Below are 14,966 nucleotides of genomic sequence, written 5' to 3' on the forward strand. Positions count from 1 at the left end.
TGCGGAGATGTTTCAGCAGATTGGACCTAGTCGCCGTGGTGCTCGACGGTGAAGACGGCCCGGTCCCCGCGTTCGGACTTCCCGGCGCGGATCACGTAGTCCCCGCGCCACCTGCCGTTCTGCCCAGTCAGCATCCGTCCGAGCACGACGGCGTTGGGCAGCTTGCCGGTCGGGGTGGTGATGAACTGCCCGTCCCACGGATCGCTGACATCTCCGCCGATGACGACCGGTTCGGCGCCACGGCGTAGCTCGGCGGCGGTCATCGGCGTGGTGCCGTAGCGCTCGTGCCAGCAGGACAGGAACCCGCGCCAGCGGGTTTCGTCTTCATCGACTCCCCGCACGTCGGCGATGTTGGTCAGGAATCCCTCGATCCCATGGTGGGCCAGGAACCCGCCGAGCGCCTGTGCCCACGGCGTGAACTGGCGCATGGACACTCCGATCGCCCGAGGTGCGCCGGCCCGCGTCCAGTCAAGCACCAGCACGAGCAGGTGCCACAGCACGGTGAGCTGATTGGCCGGGACGGTGATCCACTGATCGAGGTGCGGGATGCCGAACCCGGACTGATCACGCGATTCCGGTCGGGGCATGTTTGGATCGAGGTGCACCCGGACGGTGCGGGAGGCCATGTCCCCGCCGACCTGCAAGTTGTTACCGGTGGCCATCCACAGCCGGTCGTTGACCGTGGCCACGTTGCGCGACGCGCCGAGCTGGCGATCCGACCACACACCGGAAGTGACCAACTGGGCGAGCACCGCGGAGTCGATGACAGTGCCCTCGGCCAGGTTGTCCCAGATGACCACGCCGACCTGCTCGGCCAGCACCGCCGTGATGCTCTTGCGCAACTCCTCCTCGGCGTATGCCCACGGCATGACCCGCTGCCCGTAGAGCATCCCCGGCCCGGCGGTCAAGATTGTTTTGCCGGAGGCGGGCATGGTCGCGTCGATCAGCGCGAACGGGGTCAGGCTGCGGGTGAAGTGCCGCAGGATCGGCGTGGCCAGCAGCGCGATGTAGTTCGCCCGGTCCGCCTTGCCCGACCACGGGAAGTCTCGCAGGAACCTGTCGAGCAGGAACGTGCGCGCGGTGGCGACCTGCTCGCCGGTCGGCGTCTCGGGTACCGGTGGCAGGTCGACCTTGGAGGCCAGGTAGAGGCCGGTCGCCGGGTCGTAGCCGGGGGCCTGCAACAGGGTGCCGTCGCGGCGCAGGACAGGTGCGCCGATGATGCCGCGCAGCGCGGGCACGTTGGGCCAGGTCTTGCCGGTCAGCACGGCGGCCAGCACCTCGCGCGGCGGGGTGCACTCTTCGTCGTAGGTCTCCACTTCCCCCTCTGCGTTCTTGCGGACCTTCTTGCGGTAGACGTGCGCGTGCTCGGCGAGCAGCCCGGCCAGCCCGGCGGGCTGGATGACGCTGGCGTTGACCGGCAGCGGGGAGTCTTCGTCGGCCGCGCCGGTCAGCCCGCCGGACACGGTCTCCATGTGCACCAGGGCGCCGCCGGACACGTACGTGTCGGGCAGCAGGCCGGTGGTCAGCTCGCGTTTGAGGGTGCGGATCGTTTCGGGGCCGGTGCCGACCTTCACCCGGCGCGGCTCGGCCGTCTCGTTGCCGGTCATGCCACCCTCCTCGGGCTGCGTGCCCCGGCGAGCAGCCCGGAGCGGATTGTGCGGGCGGTCTCGCGCTCGGATAAGCCGATCGCGTGGGCGGTCGGGGTCAGCGCCTCGGTCACCTCGGCGTCGGTCAGCGCCCCGCCGGCGGCGAGCTGCCCGAGCGAGCACGCAGCGACGTAGAGCGCGAAGTTGCGGCCGCCGGGCCGCGCTGCGGCGAGCCGGTCGAGCGTCTTGCCGACAGCGGCTCGCACGTACGCACTCCGCCGAAATGCGGAGAAATCGCCCAGTACCTTGCGCGGGTTGATCGGCTCGGCCGGGCGGAGCAGCCCGGCGATCCAGCCGGGTAACTCGCGTACCGGCAAGTCGTGCAGTACCCGGTACGCCCGGCCGCCGGCGGTCGAGCCTGCAGCGACGACGTAGCCGCCGTGCGCCCGGGTGTCGATCAGCCAGCCGAGTCCGCCCCGGTCGCCTTGGGTGTTGCGCAGCGGCTCACCGGCTGGGTGTTGGAAGTACAGGTGTTGGCCGCCGTTGCCGGTGGCCACGGTGAACGTGTCGTCGGGCACGTCCTGGCCGTGCCGGTGGCACAGGTCGGTGAACACCTGCAAGCCGTGCCGGTACCCGTCGTGACCGTCCGGCACGTCGGCGCCGGGCTTGCGCACGTCGAGATCGATCACCACAAGGCCGGCGGGTCCGCAGGCAATGCCGACGTTGTAGGGCGTGAACGACCACGCGCGGCCGATGCGGCGCGGGTCGCAGGTCGCGCGGGCCTCCCAGCCGGTGTGCCCGGCGCGGCAGCGCGGATCGGTGCGGGTGCATCGGTCCGTGCCGTGGTCGGGGAAGGCGGGTTTTTTCGGGTGATCCGGGTCGTGGGGCCGGTTGTCGGGACGGAGCGGGAAGACGTGCCACCCTCGGCCGGCGTGGCCGAGCGCGGCGGCCCGCAAGGGGCCAGGGTCGAGCATGGGGAGCCTCCTAGATCGGGGCGGGCAGCGGGCGGCCAGGGCGGTGCCTGGCCGGGGTAGCGGGAGCTGAGATCAAGCCGGCGGGCGACACGCCGGGCGCGTTCCTCGGCGCTGATCGCTGGGGCGGCCGGACAGGCGTACACGTCGTGCACCCATCCGAGGTGCGCGGCGTGCTGACCGGAGTCGGTCGGGCCGTTCGCGCCGCAGGCCAGGCACCTCCACAGGAACACCCGCCGATCGGCGGGCGGCTGTGCAGCGGGGTCGCATCCGGGGTGGCTGGTGTGCCGGCCCGCGACGGCGGCCGGGTGAAGCGGGCTGCCGCAGCCGGCTGCGCAGACCAGCGAGGCCGGGCCGGTCATCAGGCGGCCTGACGGCCGATCGCCCACCGGTCGGTGCGGCGGGCCAGCGCGGACGGCATGATCGCGGCGACGGCGGTCAGCAGCTCACGGCACAGGTGCAACGCGGTCCCGAGCTGCTCCCGCGCGGCCGACTCGGAGCGGGAGAGCGGGACACGGATGCGGATCTCGGCGTAGTCGACATCGGCCGCGCGGACGCGGGTGATGATCGCCCGGCCGCCGGCTGCGTCGGCGATGATGTCGGCCGACCGGTGCTCGTTGACCCCGCAGCGGTGATCACGGGTGCACCAGTCGGTGTGCGGCGTCTCGACCCGCCGGAAGCGGGCCACGGTCCGCGCTCTCACCGCGCGTCCCGGTAGCGGCGCGAAAGCTGGTTGTAGATCCAGCGCCCGGCCCGCAGTCGCCGCCCGGTGCCGGTGCAGCGGCGGCAGAGCCGGAACGCGCGGCCGGACGGTGAGCGTCGTTTGCCGTCTCCGCCGCACTTGCGGCAGGAGCGGAACGGCCAAACCCAGCACGCGAAAGCGTAGCAGAGAGTGATAACGATCAAGGCGGCGAGCAGGCCGATAGCGGCCGTGAGCTGGGGGTTCAAAACAGCCTCCCGAGCCGTTTTCAGGGCATGAAGGGGTGTGAGCTGCTATCCGCTAACCGGCAGCTCATGATCTAGATCAGGTGCTAGCAGGGCTGCTTGCGCAAGCAGGTCGTGCCGCTTGCGCAAGCAGCCTCAGCGCGGTCAGTTGCCGCTCTGGTTTCGCTTACGCTCCGTGGCCTTGGTGAGGATGTCGGCGTGCGCCGGGCCGCGCCGGTTGACCACCTTGCCGTCGATGCGTCGGCTGATCTGAGCGACCTTGATCCCGTACGGCTTGCCGGACAGCATCGCGGTGAGCTGAGCCGGTTTCCAGCCGCCGTAGATCTCCGGTCGCAGCTCGGCTAGGTGCTCGATCAGCGTCTCGTTCCACACGCTCGCCTCATCGCCCGGCCAGATCTGCAACAGGTCGGCGAGCAGGTCGTGCTGCGGCGCTACCTCCCGGTCCTCCGGGAAGGTCGGCACGTTGCCGGCGGCGGTGCGCAGGGCGATGGCGCGGGCCACGATCTTTGCGGCGGCGGTCGTGTCGACGTAGTACGACCGGACCGACTGGACCTTGCCGAAGCCCCGCAGGACACCCCATCCGGCTTCTTTGACCGGCTCGAACACCGTGGCGCGGTAGCCGAGCTTGTATGCCGACGTTCCCAGGATCATGTCGTTCGCGGTCTGGTCGGCCACGGACAGGCAGAACCGGGAGTTGACGTTGCGGGTGATGCCGGTCGGCAGGCTGTCCTTGTCCGGGATCTGGGTGCCGATCAGGATGATGATCCCGAGCGCCCGGCCGAGCTTGATGACCTTCTCCAGGATCTCCCCGGCTTCCTTGCCGTACTTGCTGGTCATCAGCTCTTGCAGCTCATCGAACCAGGCCACCAGCGGGTGCAGACCGGAGTCTTTCAGCGACGCCAGTTCCGGCGTGACCTTGTTCTCGGGGGCCTTGCCGAGTTTGGCGTAGTGCTCGATCCGCTTGGACCGGCGGCGGGCTTCCTCGTACAGCCACTCGATGAAGGCGAAGCACCGGGCGAGGGTTTCGTCGTCGAAGCCGTTGCCGTACTCGGCCATGATCGGCTCCAGCACGGCGAAGTCCCCGACGCCCTTCAGTTCGTAGCCCCGGATCTCCGCACGCGCGTCCAACCCGGCCGCGAGCAGCAGGTCACGCAGCGCGAACGTCTTACCGGAGCCCGGCTGACCACCGAAGATCCAGTTGCGGAACATCATCTCCACCGTCACGTTGTCGAGCCGGGGAGTGGTGGCGAACGCGAACGGCTTGAACAGGTCGACCTTGGCCGAGTCGGACAGCAGCGGCCACGGCGGCTGCTTCATCTGCGACGCGGGCTCGTAGCCGACCCACAGCGCCAACCGGCCCGTGTGACCGGGCGCGGGCTCGGGCCACACCTGATCGAGCGGGAGCCGCAGCGCGGACGCGAGCTTGCCCCGGCGGGCGATCACCTCGGACGCCTCGACCCCGTAGGGAAGGTCCACGATCGCGATGTGGCCGGGGCCGTCGCGGTGGATGTCGTACGGGAACGCGATGGCCTTCGGGTCCTTTGCCACCGCGGAGTTGATGGCGGCGAGCTGCAACGACGTGAGCGCCCGGCGGACCAGCTCGGCGGTGAGCTTGCGGTACCGGTTGCCCTCCGAGACGCGGTCGGTGATCGGCCGGTCTGCCGGTCGCCCGACCGTGGCCAGCAGCGGCACGACCAGGGCGAGCGCCCCGTAGGTCCACCAGGCCGGGCCGAGCGCCAGCACGACCGTCGCGGCGATGGCGGCGAGTAGGGCGAACGCGAGCACCCACCAGCGCCACACGCTCTGTCGCTGGCGGCGGGCGTCGAGCTTGAGCCATACGTCCGCCTCGCCGCGCTGGGCGGCGGCCTGACGCAGGTCCCAGTTGCCCTCTTCAGCCATCGCCCAGTGCAGCGCGCGGCCGATGCCCCGGACCGCGCCGACCGGAGCCCACAGGGCGAGCTTCCCGGCGTACTTCGGCGACCGGACCCCGTGGTAGGCGACCACGTAGCCGGCGTCCTTGGTCTGGTGCTTGACCATGGCCCGCAGGCCGCGCCACGAGCGTGCCCAGTCGGCCAGGATCGGCCGCCGGTCCTGGCGCCGGTCGCGGATTTCGGCGGGAATGTCGTCGGCCATATCGACCGGCCCGCCCTCGACCGGCGGCGCGTCGTCGAAGCTCTCAGCGTCCTCGATCTCGTCGGGATCGGCGTCCGGATCGGCCGCCCGTTCGGCCCGGCGGCGGCGCTCCAGGACGAAGTCGAGCACCGCCGCAGTGGTGTCGTCGGGGTCAGACTTGGTAGGGGTGAGGTCGAAGTCGTCGGGATCGGGCAGGGCAGCGGTGCTCATGAACGGTCCTCCGTTCGGTCGGTCGTGCCCGGGCATGCGAGGGGGGTGAGCTGCGCCGACGCGTCGGCGATCGCAGCAACGAAACGGCCCGGGCAACCCTCAGCGCGCCAGGGCTCGGTGCGGGTCAGTCCCAGGTCTGTCAAGCCCTGGTCGGCGGCGGCGAACTCGGCCGCGTTCGGGTTGTCGTAGTCGTCCATGCGGGTGCCGAGATCGGCATCAGCCATGACTTGGCAGTCGGTGTAGTCGATGGCGAGCACGAACCCGCCGCACAGCGCCGGGCTGATCACGGCTCGGAACGCCTCACCGTCCGGCGACTGAAACGAGACGGCCCGGCGGCAGGTGAGCAGATCAAAAAGGCGACGTAAAGGCATCGGTGGTTCCGTTCCGGTCAGGCGATCACGAGGGCGGCGATGAACAGGAACAGGTAGTGAAAGGACTGGTCGAGCGCGTACGAGCCGGTGCCGAGCGACGGGTTGTCGTCGTGGCCGGGCCGGGGGATGCCGAGCGTGTAGAACCGGCCAGCACCGCACAGATCAGCGAGCCGCTTGAGTGGCGTGCGCCGGTCGGCGATGTAGTGCGTGACCGCCGAGACGGCCAGCCCGGCGGCGACGCGGCCGGGGCTCAGGTCGAGGTCGAGGGACCACCGCAGCGCGGCCAGGGCGAACAGGGCCGTCGCGGTGTAGGTGGCGACGTGGGCTGCGCATGCGATACGGCCGGGCCAGCCGGGACGGCCTTTGCAGTCGGCTTGGTGCTGGCTCTGCACCCAGTGATCGGCGAACTGGTGCGCGACGTAGAGCGCGACGAAGACGGCGGCGAACACCCCGGCGGCGGTCACTGGACGGCGCCGCATCCGGTGTGCACGGTCACCGACTGGCCGTCCTGGGTGGTGGTCTGCCAGCCGCCGGTGCCGCCGCAGGACGTGCACTGACGGGCCTTGCCGTTGCTGACGGATCGGCCTCGCACGACGTACATGTCGCCGTCGCTGACGATGTGCCGGCCGCCGGTGGTGATCGTGCGCCGACCGGCGACGATGTCACCGTCGCTGACGATGTTCTTGTTCTTCTTGCCCATGACCGAAGTCCTCCGGGGTCAGTTCCAGCGGGATAGCTGTGCTCGCGCGTCGTCGACAGCAGGCGAGACAGCCACAGGGATTTGCCTGATCGCGGAGGAGAGCACCTGCCGGGCGCTCTCCTCCGCGTGTTCGTGCACTTGCTCGATGGCGGCGAACCACGCAGGCCAGTAGCCGACGGCGTAGTAGCTCAGCCAGATCCAGCCGTCCGACATGATCAGCTCTGCTGTGCCTTGTTCTTCTGCTCGCCGTAGAGCCGACGGCGGCGAATCGCGTCGTCGGAGAGCACGCTGGGGTTTGCCTTGTGAGCGCGACGGGCGATGTCGGCCCACTGCTGGTCAGTGATCGTGTTCGGAACCTGGTCGGCCATCAGCGGCCACCGCCGTTACCGATCGAGCGGCGATCGCGGCCGTTGCGAGCGGCGGCAGCGCGGGCGTCGCGCTCGTCCTGGGCGCGAGCCCGGTCCTGCTCGGCCTTGATCTCGGACGCGGAACGCTCGCGGCGGCTTCTCGCGCTGAACAGATTGCTTGCCATACTGGTGACCTCCCGAAGGTCTGGTGACTGGATGGGGAGACCGACGGCACGGCGCGGTTACCAGGCCAGTAGCCGTGCCGTCGGGCGGATCTAGCGGTTCTTCTCGCGGCGCTCGTGACGGCGAGCAGCCACGTCGAGCAGTTCGCTCTGCTCCGGGGTCAGCGACGCGTTCGCGCGATCACGCAAACCCGCCTTGCCCAGGAACGTCACGAGCGAGTGAGTAGCCAGGTCGAGGGCGGCTTTCTCGGCAATGTCACGGTGTTTGCCCATGTCAGGCCGCCGTGCGGTGCATCAGGTGCGCCAGACCGGCGCCCATGCCGAGCACTGCGACCGGCAAGCACGCGACGGCGGCGGTGATCGGCCACGGGGCGGTCTGCCACCCGGCGGTGACCATCAGGTGGTAGGTGAGTTGACCACCGCCGCCGACCAGCAGCGAGCCGATCGCAGACCACATGGCGAACTTGCGCGCGGCCCCGTCTACCAGGCCGGACAGCCAGACGTACAGGGCGTACGCGGCGTAGGTCTCCACGCCGATCGGCAGCGTGATCGCCGTGTTGATCTCGAAGTTGTCGGCGATGCCCGGCAGCGGCTTGACCATGCCGAACCCCGTCATGCGACCCATCTCCACCCAGCCGCCCCACACCGCGACGAACGCGGGAAGGCACAGGATCAAGACCGGCCAGACGACCGGCCGCCGCTTCCTCTCGGGCTTGCCGCCCAGCTCGGCCACCGGCGGCTCGACCGGCGCGGCGGACGGGCGGGCAATACCGAGATCAGGGGTCTTGTCGGCCGAGATCGGCGGTAGCGGCGCCGGGGGCACCGCGGGCTCGGCGACCGGCTCGGCCGGCAAAATCGGCTCGGCGGGCGGCTCGGGCTCAATCGGCTCGGGAGCGGTCGACGCGGCCGGGGCAGGCATGAGCGCGGCGAGCAGCTCTTTCGCCTTCGGCCCACCGACCTTGAACGTCGTCATCAGCAGGTTGCGGCTCGGGATCTTGCCGAGCCGGTCGGCCAGGTCACGAGCGTGCGGGATCAACTCGTCGACGGTGCGCGGGTAGGCGCTCGGGGCGGTCATCGGCTGTTCCTTCCGGATCAGGGATAAGGGCAGGTCACGCGCACTCGATGCAGCAGCCGAGCGAGCGCGGAATGCAGTAGGGCCGGACGGCCCGGCAGGTCGAGCAGGTGCGGCGGGCGCGCATCGCCTTGGCGAGCGCCGCCCGGACGGCCGGGGTAGCGGTGCGCTTCGGCCGGGCCAGGTCAGTGCGGTAGAGGTAGGCGGCTCGGGTACCGCCCACGCCGCGCCACAAGATCTGAGCGGCGATCGGCTGACCACCAGGACAGAGACCGCGTTCCCGCAGTTGACGGCGGGTGGCATAGCCGGACGGAGCACCCTTCCACCAGTAGGTGGGGATGCCGTACCGGGTGCCCTCCGGATCGTGGAACGCGGCCCGAACGCGGGCCATCAAGCCACGCGGCGCGGGCTCGGCGAGCGGTTAAGCCGATTGACCAGCGCGAACGTCTCGCGGATTACCGCGTGCTCGGCGCGGCGCACGCGCCGCACGTCCAACTCGCAGGACCGACCACGGTTGATCGCGGCCAGCAGCTCAACCTCAGCCACCGCCCACGCGAACTCCGCGGCGAGTAGTGGTTCCTCAGCCTCGATCGCCGCCAGGTCGGCGGCGGTCGGCTCGGTGTAGAAGTCGTGATCGCTCACGGGATGTTTCCTCCATAGGAAGGGCCAGCGCGGCACCAAACACGAGCGGCTGATGCCGCGCTGACCAGCGAAATGACGAAGAACGGTGCATGGGTGACCAGCGCCCATGCGCGGCGACCTTTTCGGGATTCCGTCCCGTGGGAGGTGCGACCCAGCGGCTCTATGGAGTTCTCAGAAAACGTGTGCGCGGCGGGACGATCACGAACGGTGCAGCCGAAGCCACCTCCGCCGTGTCGGAGCCCGACCGGCTATGCAGCTCACGCTAACAGTTGTTAGCTCTACCACTCAACTGTTATGGCACAAACAGGCTCTGAGCAGCGGAGAGCGGGCTCACAGGGCAGTCAACTGTTAGGTGTTGGTAGGCTCGCCTAGTTGGCTACCGGAGCCGCGTGCGGCAGTGAGGACAACCCAGATGGCTACGTCTCGCCCCCGCTTGACCCCGCCCGAGTCGCTTCATCAGCAGATTGCGCGGAACATTCGCAACGAGATTGAGGCCGGCGTACTTCGTGACGGTCAGGTGTTGCCCTCGACGCGCGACCTGGCAGCGCAATGGAACGTAAGCGTCTTCACTATTTCCGAAGCGATGAAGGTCCTCATGGAAGAGGGCCTAGTGGTGAGCCAGTCGAGGTCTCGGCGAGTTGTCCGCGCCCCAGCTCAACCGGTTCCGCGGTCCGAATATCGGACAGCCGCGCCGCACGTGATTTTCATCGGCGGATTCGCCGGTAGCGGGAAAACTGAACTAGGCCGAATTCTGGCGCGTCAAACGGGTTGGCCGATGCTCGACAAAGACACGCTCACCAGGCCGGTAGTGGAGGCGGCGCTCGAAGTTCTCGGCATGTCGCCGAACGATCGAGAATCTGACACGTATCTGGATCTCGTCCGGCCGCGTGAATATGAGGCGCTGCTTGCCGCCACTGACGAAAATGTGGAATGCGGCAATAGCGCTATCGTTACTGCGCCATTCCTCCGCGAGTTTGGCGATGCTGCGTGGATTAGCCGGACGAGCGCTCGGCTGTCGAAGTACCGAGCGCGGGTAACTCTCGTCTGGGTGTTTTGCGACGAACCGACGATGCAGGCATACATCCGGCATCGAGGCGCGGCGAGAGATTCCGCTAAGCTGGCTGACTGGAACGGTTACATCGGGCGTATTGGCCTCGATTTCCGTCCGGTGGCACCGTACGAGCTAATCGACAACAGCGCCTCCAGTTCGCCACTCCAGGAGCAGTCGCAAGAGCTACTGAAGGCAATCCTCGCTAATGAAGCTGGCGAGTGAGCGGTGATGAAAGGTGTAATCCTCTACGGCCCGCCGGCCGCTGGGAAGGACTCGATCACTGCCGCGTTGCATGAGATCAATTCGGCCTATCGTCTTTTCCCTCGCATCAAGGTGGGCTCGGGGCGGACGAGCGGCTATCGGATGGCGACGACGGCTGAGATCGAACACCTACGTGAACGCGGCGAAGTGGTATGGGAAAACGCTCGATACAGTTCTAGCTACATCATCGACCGGTCATTTCTGATCGACCACATAGGTCGGTCAATAACGGTGGTGCACCTGGGCCAAGTTCCCGCTGTCTCTGAGGTTACGAGGGCTGTGCCAGAAGCCTCCTGGGCGGTCGTATATCTTTGGTGCCCCCGCGATGTTGCCGCAACCCGCATCCGAGAACGTAATACTGATGATGATGACGAACGTTTGCGTGCCTGGGACGCCACTGAGCCACTTCAAGGCGCGGACCTGTTCATCGACACGTCGATAATGTCGATTCAGCAAGCCGCCAGCTTGATTGACGGATTTTGGAAAGGGACGCCTCGTTAGATGATTGTCTACGTTCCCGCTTTGACCCCCGGTGCGCCGGGAGTGATCGACACTAGTGCGATCAGGCCATACATCAGCCGAGCGGCCAACACTTGGGTGCACTCATTCCTGTTGTCAGGCTCCACTACGCGCGGCGACCTGCTATCTGTCAGCGATAGAGGGTCAATTGTCGACATCTGGTTAGAGCAGTTGCCGCCTGAAAGGCTTGTTGCCTGCTGCTGGAATAATGACGACATAGAGGAAGCGAGTGCCCGAGGTATTAGGCCTATGGCAGTTCTTCAAGGACTTGCAAACAAGGGTGCGGCTTTAGATTTTCTATCCTCACTGCCAGCCGATTCTTACATCTATAGCCATCCGATGTACACGCCGACCGTATTTGATTCTGAGCTGGCCGCAATGGCCGCTAAGAACGGCGTGCTCCCGGCTGGCGGGAAGATTGCAAAAATCGGGCTTCCCGATATCGCGAGCATCAGGCATGCAGCGGGGCCGGAATTTACCCTTCTAGACGGCTCATCACGCCAGATCGGCAGCCGCATGGAGGCGGGCGCGGCCGGCGTCATCGCGACGCCTCTAAGCCATCTCCCGTCACCGTTCCCGACCGCCGACCTCAGCACCCTTCAGCCAGTGATCGATGCGTCTCAAGCAACGCTAGACGCCTTGCCGGACCGACCCGCCAGGACGGCTTACCTACGGCGAACGGCGTTCGGCGCTTAGCTAGTCGCCTTCAGCGACCGGCTCGGACGATCAAGAAGCTTCGATCGAGATTTGGGAGCGAAGTGGGAGCAGGTTGGGAGCGGTCAGCGTCGGTAGGCCACCGTCAGCGGCTCTCATCTGACACGAGAGAGCGCGTCTGAACTGGGCGCACGTACCTCGCGCACGGCATGCCCGGCTTAATGACCTTGGTTGTGGTCCAGGGGGTCGCGGGTTCGAGTCCCGTCGATCACCCCATGTAACGAAAGGCTCGGTCTTCGGACCGGGCCTTTTTCGTACGCTGCGGCGGCGCTCAAAATACTTTCGGGCAGCGCGCAACCTTTCCGGCCTCCGGGGCCACTGGGGATGTGATCAACCTTCATCCCTTCCCCCGGGAGTTCCCCTGATGCTCGCGAAGCGTTTCGTCGTCCCGTTCGCGGTGGCGACGCTCGGCACCGGCGCCGCGGTATTCGGCGTTCTGCACGCGGATGCCGCCGAGGCCGCGACGTGTGCCGTCACCTACACCGTCACCAGCCAGTGGAACAGCGGCTTCACCGGTGACGTGAAGGTGCGCAACACCGGGTCGTCGGTGGTCGACGGGTGGACGCTCGGGTTCGCGTTCCCGTCCGGGCAGACGCTCGCGTCGGGGTGGAACGGCACCTGGACCCAGAGTGGCACGAGGGTCACGGTGACCGACGCGGGGTGGAACAAGAGCATCGCGGCCGGGGGAACGGTGGCGGTGGGGTTCACCGGGGCGTGGAGTGGGAGCAACGCGGTGCCGAGCGCGTTCACCCTGAACGGGGTGACCTGCGGGGCGACCGCCACCGCCACGACGTCCCCGGCGGTGACCAGGACCGCGACCGCGACGCCCACCGCGACCAAGACCGCGACCGCGACGCCCAGCGCGACGGTCACCAAGGGCGCCGAGAACTGCACCGATTACGCCGCCCTCCTCCGCGGCAAGTACTGGATCAACAACAACGTCTGGGGCAAGGCGGACGGCACCGGCTCCCAGTGCGTCTGGGAGAACGGCCTCACCGGCGACAACCTCAGCTGGGGCACCAGCTGGACCTGGTCCGGCGACCCCACCAAGGTCAAGTCCTACGCCGGCGCGGTCCTCGGCTGGCACTGGGGCTGGAAGGCCACCGGCACCGGCCTGCCGATCCCGCTCAGCGCCGGTAAGAACGTCCGGACCAGCTGGAACTTCGCCGTCACCGCGAAGACCGCCACCATCATGAACGTCTCCTACGACCTCTGGCTGCACTCCACCGGCACCGCCGACTGGCAGGACCAGCCCACCGACGAGGTCATGGTCTGGCTCTACAGGTCCGGCGGCGCCGGCCCGGTCGGCACCAAGCAGGCGACCGTCACGGTCGGCGGGACGACCTGGGACCTCTACAAGGGCGACATCGGCTGGACCGTGTACTCGTTCGTGCGTACCTCGAACACCACCTCGGCCGACCTGAACCTGACCGACTTCACCGACCACCTGGCAGGGCGGGGATGGCTCGACAAGACCAAGTATCTGTCCAGCGTGCAGGCCGGAACCGAGGTCTTCACCGGCTCGGGACGACTCGACACCAGCGCGTACTCGGTGAAGATCAGCTGAACCGGTCCGCCTGCGGACCCGCCACGGTCAGGAAGAGCCGCGTGCCGGAGGACGACGCCGAACGCGCCTTCAGGCGCTTCTTCGACGAACACCACACCGACCTGTCGCGCCTCGCGTACCTCGTCACCGGCGAGACGCAGGTCGCCGACGATCTGGCGTCGGACGCGTTCGTCGAGGTCTGGCGGCACTGGGAGCGGGTGTGCGCGGCGGACAGCCCGATCGCGTACGCCCGCGGCATCGTGACCAACCTGGCCCGTCAGTGGATCAAGAAGCAGACCCGGGAACGAGCCGGCCTGCTCCGCCTCGGCCTGCTGCGCCGCGAGCGCGGCGGGGAGACCGACACCCCGGCGATCCTGGACGTGCGGGCGGCGCTGCGGCGTCTCCCGCTGCGCCGCCGGGAGTGCGTGATCCTCCGGTACGCCTTCGACGTGCCGGAGAAGGAGGTCGCCGAGATCCTCGGGATCTCGGTCGGCGCGGTGAAGAGTCACACGTCGCGGGGCGCCGCGCAGTTGAGCGAGTTCCTGCGGGAGATGCCGCTGACGACGGGAGGAGGTCACCATGGTCGATGACCTGGGCGCGGTGCTGCGCCAGGAGGCCGAGCGGCACGTGCCGGACGGCGAGGCGATGTTCGATCGGATCAATCGGCAGCGGTTCGCGGCCGCGCCGGTCCGGGCGTCGCGCCCTTTCCTCCGGCTCACCGGCTTCCGCCCGGTCGCCGCGGCCGCCTCGGTGGTGGCCACCCTGGTCGCCGGGTTCACCGGGATGCGGATCCTGACCGCTGACGAACCGGACCGGACGCCGACCGCGACGACCGGCACCGCCTCGGTGGCGCCGACCACCCGGCCGCCGCTGCCGACCGGCATCCCGTCGTCCCCGGCCGGGAAGCCGAAGCACACCGGCGGCACGGCCACACCGCACGCCGGGCGAACCACCGCCACCCCGGCGACGCCGAGTCACCAGCCGATCTCCGGGTTCGTCAGCACCACCGGAGTGATCAACTCACACTCCACCCCGACCTGGGCGCAGAGCGACGTGACCCTCACCGCGGCGAAGCAGGTGACCGCGCTGGACCTGGCGATCAGCGTGGCCCGCACCGACGGCCTGCGCAGCACCGGCAGGTGGAGCACGATCCCCGCCGAGATGATGACGATCACGGTCACCGAGGAGAAGGACGCGCTGATCTATCGGTTCACCCTGAGACCGGGCGGCACCCTCGCCGCCGGCAGCTACGTCTTCGCCGCCCAGTACGAGCACGCCTCCGGGAAACGGGCCCTCGGCGCCGACCTGTATGGCGCGTTCGTCTCGGCAGGAGACCAGAAAGTGGAGGTCACGGGGGCCTTCACAGCGAGCTGAGCCGGATTCCCCCGTCCCCGACCGGCTGTCGCTCGCATCCCCCGGCCGGGCCCGATCCCCACGGATCGGGCCCGGCCGCATTCCGGCCCGCTGATCAGTCCCGGTCTGCGTTCCCGAGGCGCATTCCCGATCCGCTGATCAGTCCCAGTCTGTGTTCCCGAGGCGCACTCCCGGTCCGGTCCGCGTCCCGACGCGTCTCCCGCGCCGCTGCTCGGCCTCGGTTCGCATTCGGGGCCGGTTCCTGCGCCGCTGCTCGGTCTCGGTTCGCCTTCGGGGCCCGGTTCCTGCGCCGCTGCTCGGTCTCGGTTCGCCTTCGGGGCCCGGTTCCTGCGCCGCTGCTCG

20 protein-coding genes are annotated in these 14,966 nt (G+C 68.4%); 6 read left to right on the top strand and 14 right to left on the bottom strand.

All coding sequences use genetic code 11. From position 1 onward, the window contains the following. Positions 1–26: 26 nt before the first annotated feature. The 14 genes from Aiant_RS26565 to Aiant_RS26630 all read right to left on the bottom strand — a co-directional run bounded on the left by Aiant_RS26565 (position 27) and on the right by Aiant_RS26630 (position 9,159). Complete coding sequence (locus Aiant_RS26565) at positions 27–1,607, bottom strand: hypothetical protein (RefSeq protein WP_189329544.1); 1,581 nt, start codon at positions 1,605–1,607, stop codon at positions 27–29. Continuing rightward, on the bottom strand, positions 1,604–2,542 hold the full coding sequence (locus tag Aiant_RS26570) for a bifunctional DNA primase/polymerase (RefSeq protein ID WP_425322620.1): 939 nt from the start codon (positions 2,540–2,542) through the stop codon (positions 1,604–1,606). The genes Aiant_RS26565 and Aiant_RS26570 overlap by 4 nt, the downstream gene beginning before the upstream one ends. A gap of 376 nt (positions 2,543–2,918) precedes the next feature. Then, positions 2,919–3,260 (bottom strand): hypothetical protein, encoded by a 342-nt coding sequence (locus Aiant_RS26575; RefSeq protein WP_189329546.1) that lies wholly within the window; start codon positions 3,258–3,260, stop codon positions 2,919–2,921. Positions 3,261–3,646: 386 nt separating this feature from the next. Beyond that, a complete protein-coding gene (locus Aiant_RS26580; protein ID WP_189329547.1) occupies positions 3,647–5,845 on the bottom strand; it encodes a cell division protein FtsK in 2,199 nt (732 codons plus the stop codon). Then, positions 5,842–6,216 (bottom strand): hypothetical protein, encoded by a 375-nt coding sequence (locus Aiant_RS26585; protein WP_189329548.1) that lies wholly within the window; start codon positions 6,214–6,216, stop codon positions 5,842–5,844. The genes Aiant_RS26580 and Aiant_RS26585 overlap by 4 nt, the downstream gene beginning before the upstream one ends. A 17-nt stretch (positions 6,217–6,233) precedes the next feature. Then, on the bottom strand, positions 6,234–6,695 hold the full coding sequence (locus Aiant_RS26590) for a DUF3307 domain-containing protein (RefSeq protein ID WP_189329549.1): 462 nt from the start codon (positions 6,693–6,695) through the stop codon (positions 6,234–6,236). Further along, positions 6,677–6,916 carry a hypothetical protein gene (locus tag Aiant_RS26595; RefSeq protein ID WP_189329550.1) on the bottom strand — a complete coding sequence of 80 codons (240 nt, stop codon included), beginning with the start codon at positions 6,914–6,916 and terminating at the stop codon, positions 6,677–6,679. The genes Aiant_RS26590 and Aiant_RS26595 overlap by 19 nt, the downstream gene beginning before the upstream one ends. A gap of 18 nt (positions 6,917–6,934) precedes the next feature. Next, positions 6,935–7,129 (bottom strand): hypothetical protein, encoded by a 195-nt coding sequence (locus Aiant_RS26600; protein ID WP_189329551.1) that lies wholly within the window; start codon positions 7,127–7,129, stop codon positions 6,935–6,937. A gap of 2 nt (positions 7,130–7,131) precedes the next feature. Continuing rightward, positions 7,132–7,284 carry a hypothetical protein gene (locus Aiant_RS26605; RefSeq protein ID WP_189329552.1) on the bottom strand — a complete coding sequence of 51 codons (153 nt, stop codon included), beginning with the start codon at positions 7,282–7,284 and terminating at the stop codon, positions 7,132–7,134. Next, entirely contained in the window at positions 7,284–7,448 is a 165-nt protein-coding gene (locus Aiant_RS26610) for a hypothetical protein (protein ID WP_189329553.1), read from the bottom strand. Before Aiant_RS26610 ends, Aiant_RS26605 begins: the two co-directional genes overlap by 1 nt. A 90-nt stretch (positions 7,449–7,538) precedes the next feature. Beyond that, positions 7,539–7,718, bottom strand: a complete 180-nt coding sequence (locus Aiant_RS26615) for a hypothetical protein (protein ID WP_189329554.1) — start codon at positions 7,716–7,718, stop codon at positions 7,539–7,541. 1 nt (position 7,719) lies between these two features. After that, positions 7,720–8,520: an ABC transporter permease gene (locus Aiant_RS26620; protein ID WP_189329555.1), complete on the bottom strand. Its 801-nt coding sequence runs from the start codon at positions 8,518–8,520 to the stop codon at positions 7,720–7,722. Between the two features lie 34 nt (positions 8,521–8,554). Continuing rightward, the gene (locus tag Aiant_RS26625; protein WP_189329556.1) at positions 8,555–8,908 is read right to left on the bottom strand and encodes an RRQRL motif-containing zinc-binding protein; all 354 of its coding nucleotides are present in this window, start codon (positions 8,906–8,908) and stop codon (positions 8,555–8,557) included. Then, the gene (locus Aiant_RS26630; RefSeq protein WP_189329557.1) at positions 8,908–9,159 is read right to left on the bottom strand and encodes a DUF6284 family protein; all 252 of its coding nucleotides are present in this window, start codon (positions 9,157–9,159) and stop codon (positions 8,908–8,910) included. Before Aiant_RS26630 ends, Aiant_RS26625 begins: the two co-directional genes overlap by 1 nt. Before the next feature lie 433 nt (positions 9,160–9,592). Here Aiant_RS26630 and Aiant_RS26635 point away from each other — a divergent pair, with 433 nt between their 5' ends. The 6 genes from Aiant_RS26635 (at position 9,593) to Aiant_RS26660 (ending at position 14,624) form a co-directional block, all read left to right on the top strand. Further along, a complete protein-coding gene (locus tag Aiant_RS26635; RefSeq protein ID WP_245006623.1) occupies positions 9,593–10,432 on the top strand; it encodes a GntR family transcriptional regulator in 840 nt (279 codons plus the stop codon). Between the two features lie 6 nt (positions 10,433–10,438). After that, complete coding sequence (locus Aiant_RS26640; protein WP_189329559.1) at positions 10,439–10,972, top strand: ATP-binding protein; 534 nt, start codon at positions 10,439–10,441, stop codon at positions 10,970–10,972. 267 nt (positions 10,973–11,239) lie between these two features. Continuing rightward, complete coding sequence (locus Aiant_RS26645) at positions 11,240–11,686, top strand: hypothetical protein (protein WP_212846523.1); 447 nt, start codon at positions 11,240–11,242, stop codon at positions 11,684–11,686. A gap of 382 nt (positions 11,687–12,068) precedes the next feature. Then, on the top strand, positions 12,069–13,271 hold the full coding sequence (locus Aiant_RS26650; protein ID WP_189329561.1) for a glycoside hydrolase family 12 protein: 1,203 nt from the start codon (positions 12,069–12,071) through the stop codon (positions 13,269–13,271). 41 nt (positions 13,272–13,312) lie between these two features. Next, complete coding sequence (locus Aiant_RS26655) at positions 13,313–13,840, top strand: SigE family RNA polymerase sigma factor (protein WP_189329562.1); 528 nt, start codon at positions 13,313–13,315, stop codon at positions 13,838–13,840. Further along, positions 13,830–14,624, top strand: coding sequence for an RAD23 family protein (locus Aiant_RS26660; protein WP_189329563.1), 795 nt, complete (start codon positions 13,830–13,832; stop codon positions 14,622–14,624). Before Aiant_RS26655 ends, Aiant_RS26660 begins: the two co-directional genes overlap by 11 nt. The last annotated feature ends 342 nt before the right edge of the window (positions 14,625–14,966 follow it).

Source organism: Actinoplanes ianthinogenes (assembly GCF_018324205.1).
In the GTDB taxonomy this organism is placed as follows: Bacteria; Actinomycetota; Actinomycetes; order Mycobacteriales; family Micromonosporaceae; genus Actinoplanes; species Actinoplanes ianthinogenes.

Excerpts from the sequence above, each read along its gene's own strand:
- Aiant_RS26640 (WP_189329559.1), top strand. The coding sequence starts at position 10,439 with ATGAAAGGTGTAATCCTCTACGGCCCGCCGGCCGCTGGGAAGGACTCG.
- Aiant_RS26595 (WP_189329550.1), bottom strand. The coding sequence starts at position 6,916 with ATGGGCAAGAAGAACAAGAACATCGTCAGCGACGGTGACATCGTCGCC.
- Aiant_RS26650 (WP_189329561.1), top strand. The coding sequence starts at position 12,069 with ATGCTCGCGAAGCGTTTCGTCGTCCCGTTCGCGGTGGCGACGCTCGGC.
- Aiant_RS26610 (WP_189329553.1), bottom strand. The coding sequence starts at position 7,448 with ATGGCAAGCAATCTGTTCAGCGCGAGAAGCCGCCGCGAGCGTTCCGCG.
- Aiant_RS26605 (WP_189329552.1), bottom strand. The coding sequence starts at position 7,284 with ATGGCCGACCAGGTTCCGAACACGATCACTGACCAGCAGTGGGCCGAC.
- Aiant_RS26600 (WP_189329551.1), bottom strand. The coding sequence starts at position 7,129 with ATGTCGGACGGCTGGATCTGGCTGAGCTACTACGCCGTCGGCTACTGG.
- Aiant_RS26590 (WP_189329549.1), bottom strand. The coding sequence starts at position 6,695 with ATGCGGCGCCGTCCAGTGACCGCCGCCGGGGTGTTCGCCGCCGTCTTC.
- Aiant_RS26660 (WP_189329563.1), top strand. The coding sequence starts at position 13,830 with ATGGTCGATGACCTGGGCGCGGTGCTGCGCCAGGAGGCCGAGCGGCAC.
- Aiant_RS26585 (WP_189329548.1), bottom strand. The coding sequence starts at position 6,216 with ATGCCTTTACGTCGCCTTTTTGATCTGCTCACCTGCCGCCGGGCCGTC.
- Aiant_RS26565 (WP_189329544.1), bottom strand. The coding sequence starts at position 1,607 with ATGACCGGCAACGAGACGGCCGAGCCGCGCCGGGTGAAGGTCGGCACC.
- Aiant_RS26645 (WP_212846523.1), top strand. The coding sequence starts at position 11,240 with ATGGCAGTTCTTCAAGGACTTGCAAACAAGGGTGCGGCTTTAGATTTT.
- Aiant_RS26615 (WP_189329554.1), bottom strand. The coding sequence starts at position 7,718 with ATGGGCAAACACCGTGACATTGCCGAGAAAGCCGCCCTCGACCTGGCT.
- Aiant_RS26620 (WP_189329555.1), bottom strand. The coding sequence starts at position 8,520 with ATGACCGCCCCGAGCGCCTACCCGCGCACCGTCGACGAGTTGATCCCG.
- Aiant_RS26580 (WP_189329547.1), bottom strand. The coding sequence starts at position 5,845 with ATGAGCACCGCTGCCCTGCCCGATCCCGACGACTTCGACCTCACCCCT.
- Aiant_RS26625 (WP_189329556.1), bottom strand. The coding sequence starts at position 8,908 with ATGGCCCGCGTTCGGGCCGCGTTCCACGATCCGGAGGGCACCCGGTAC.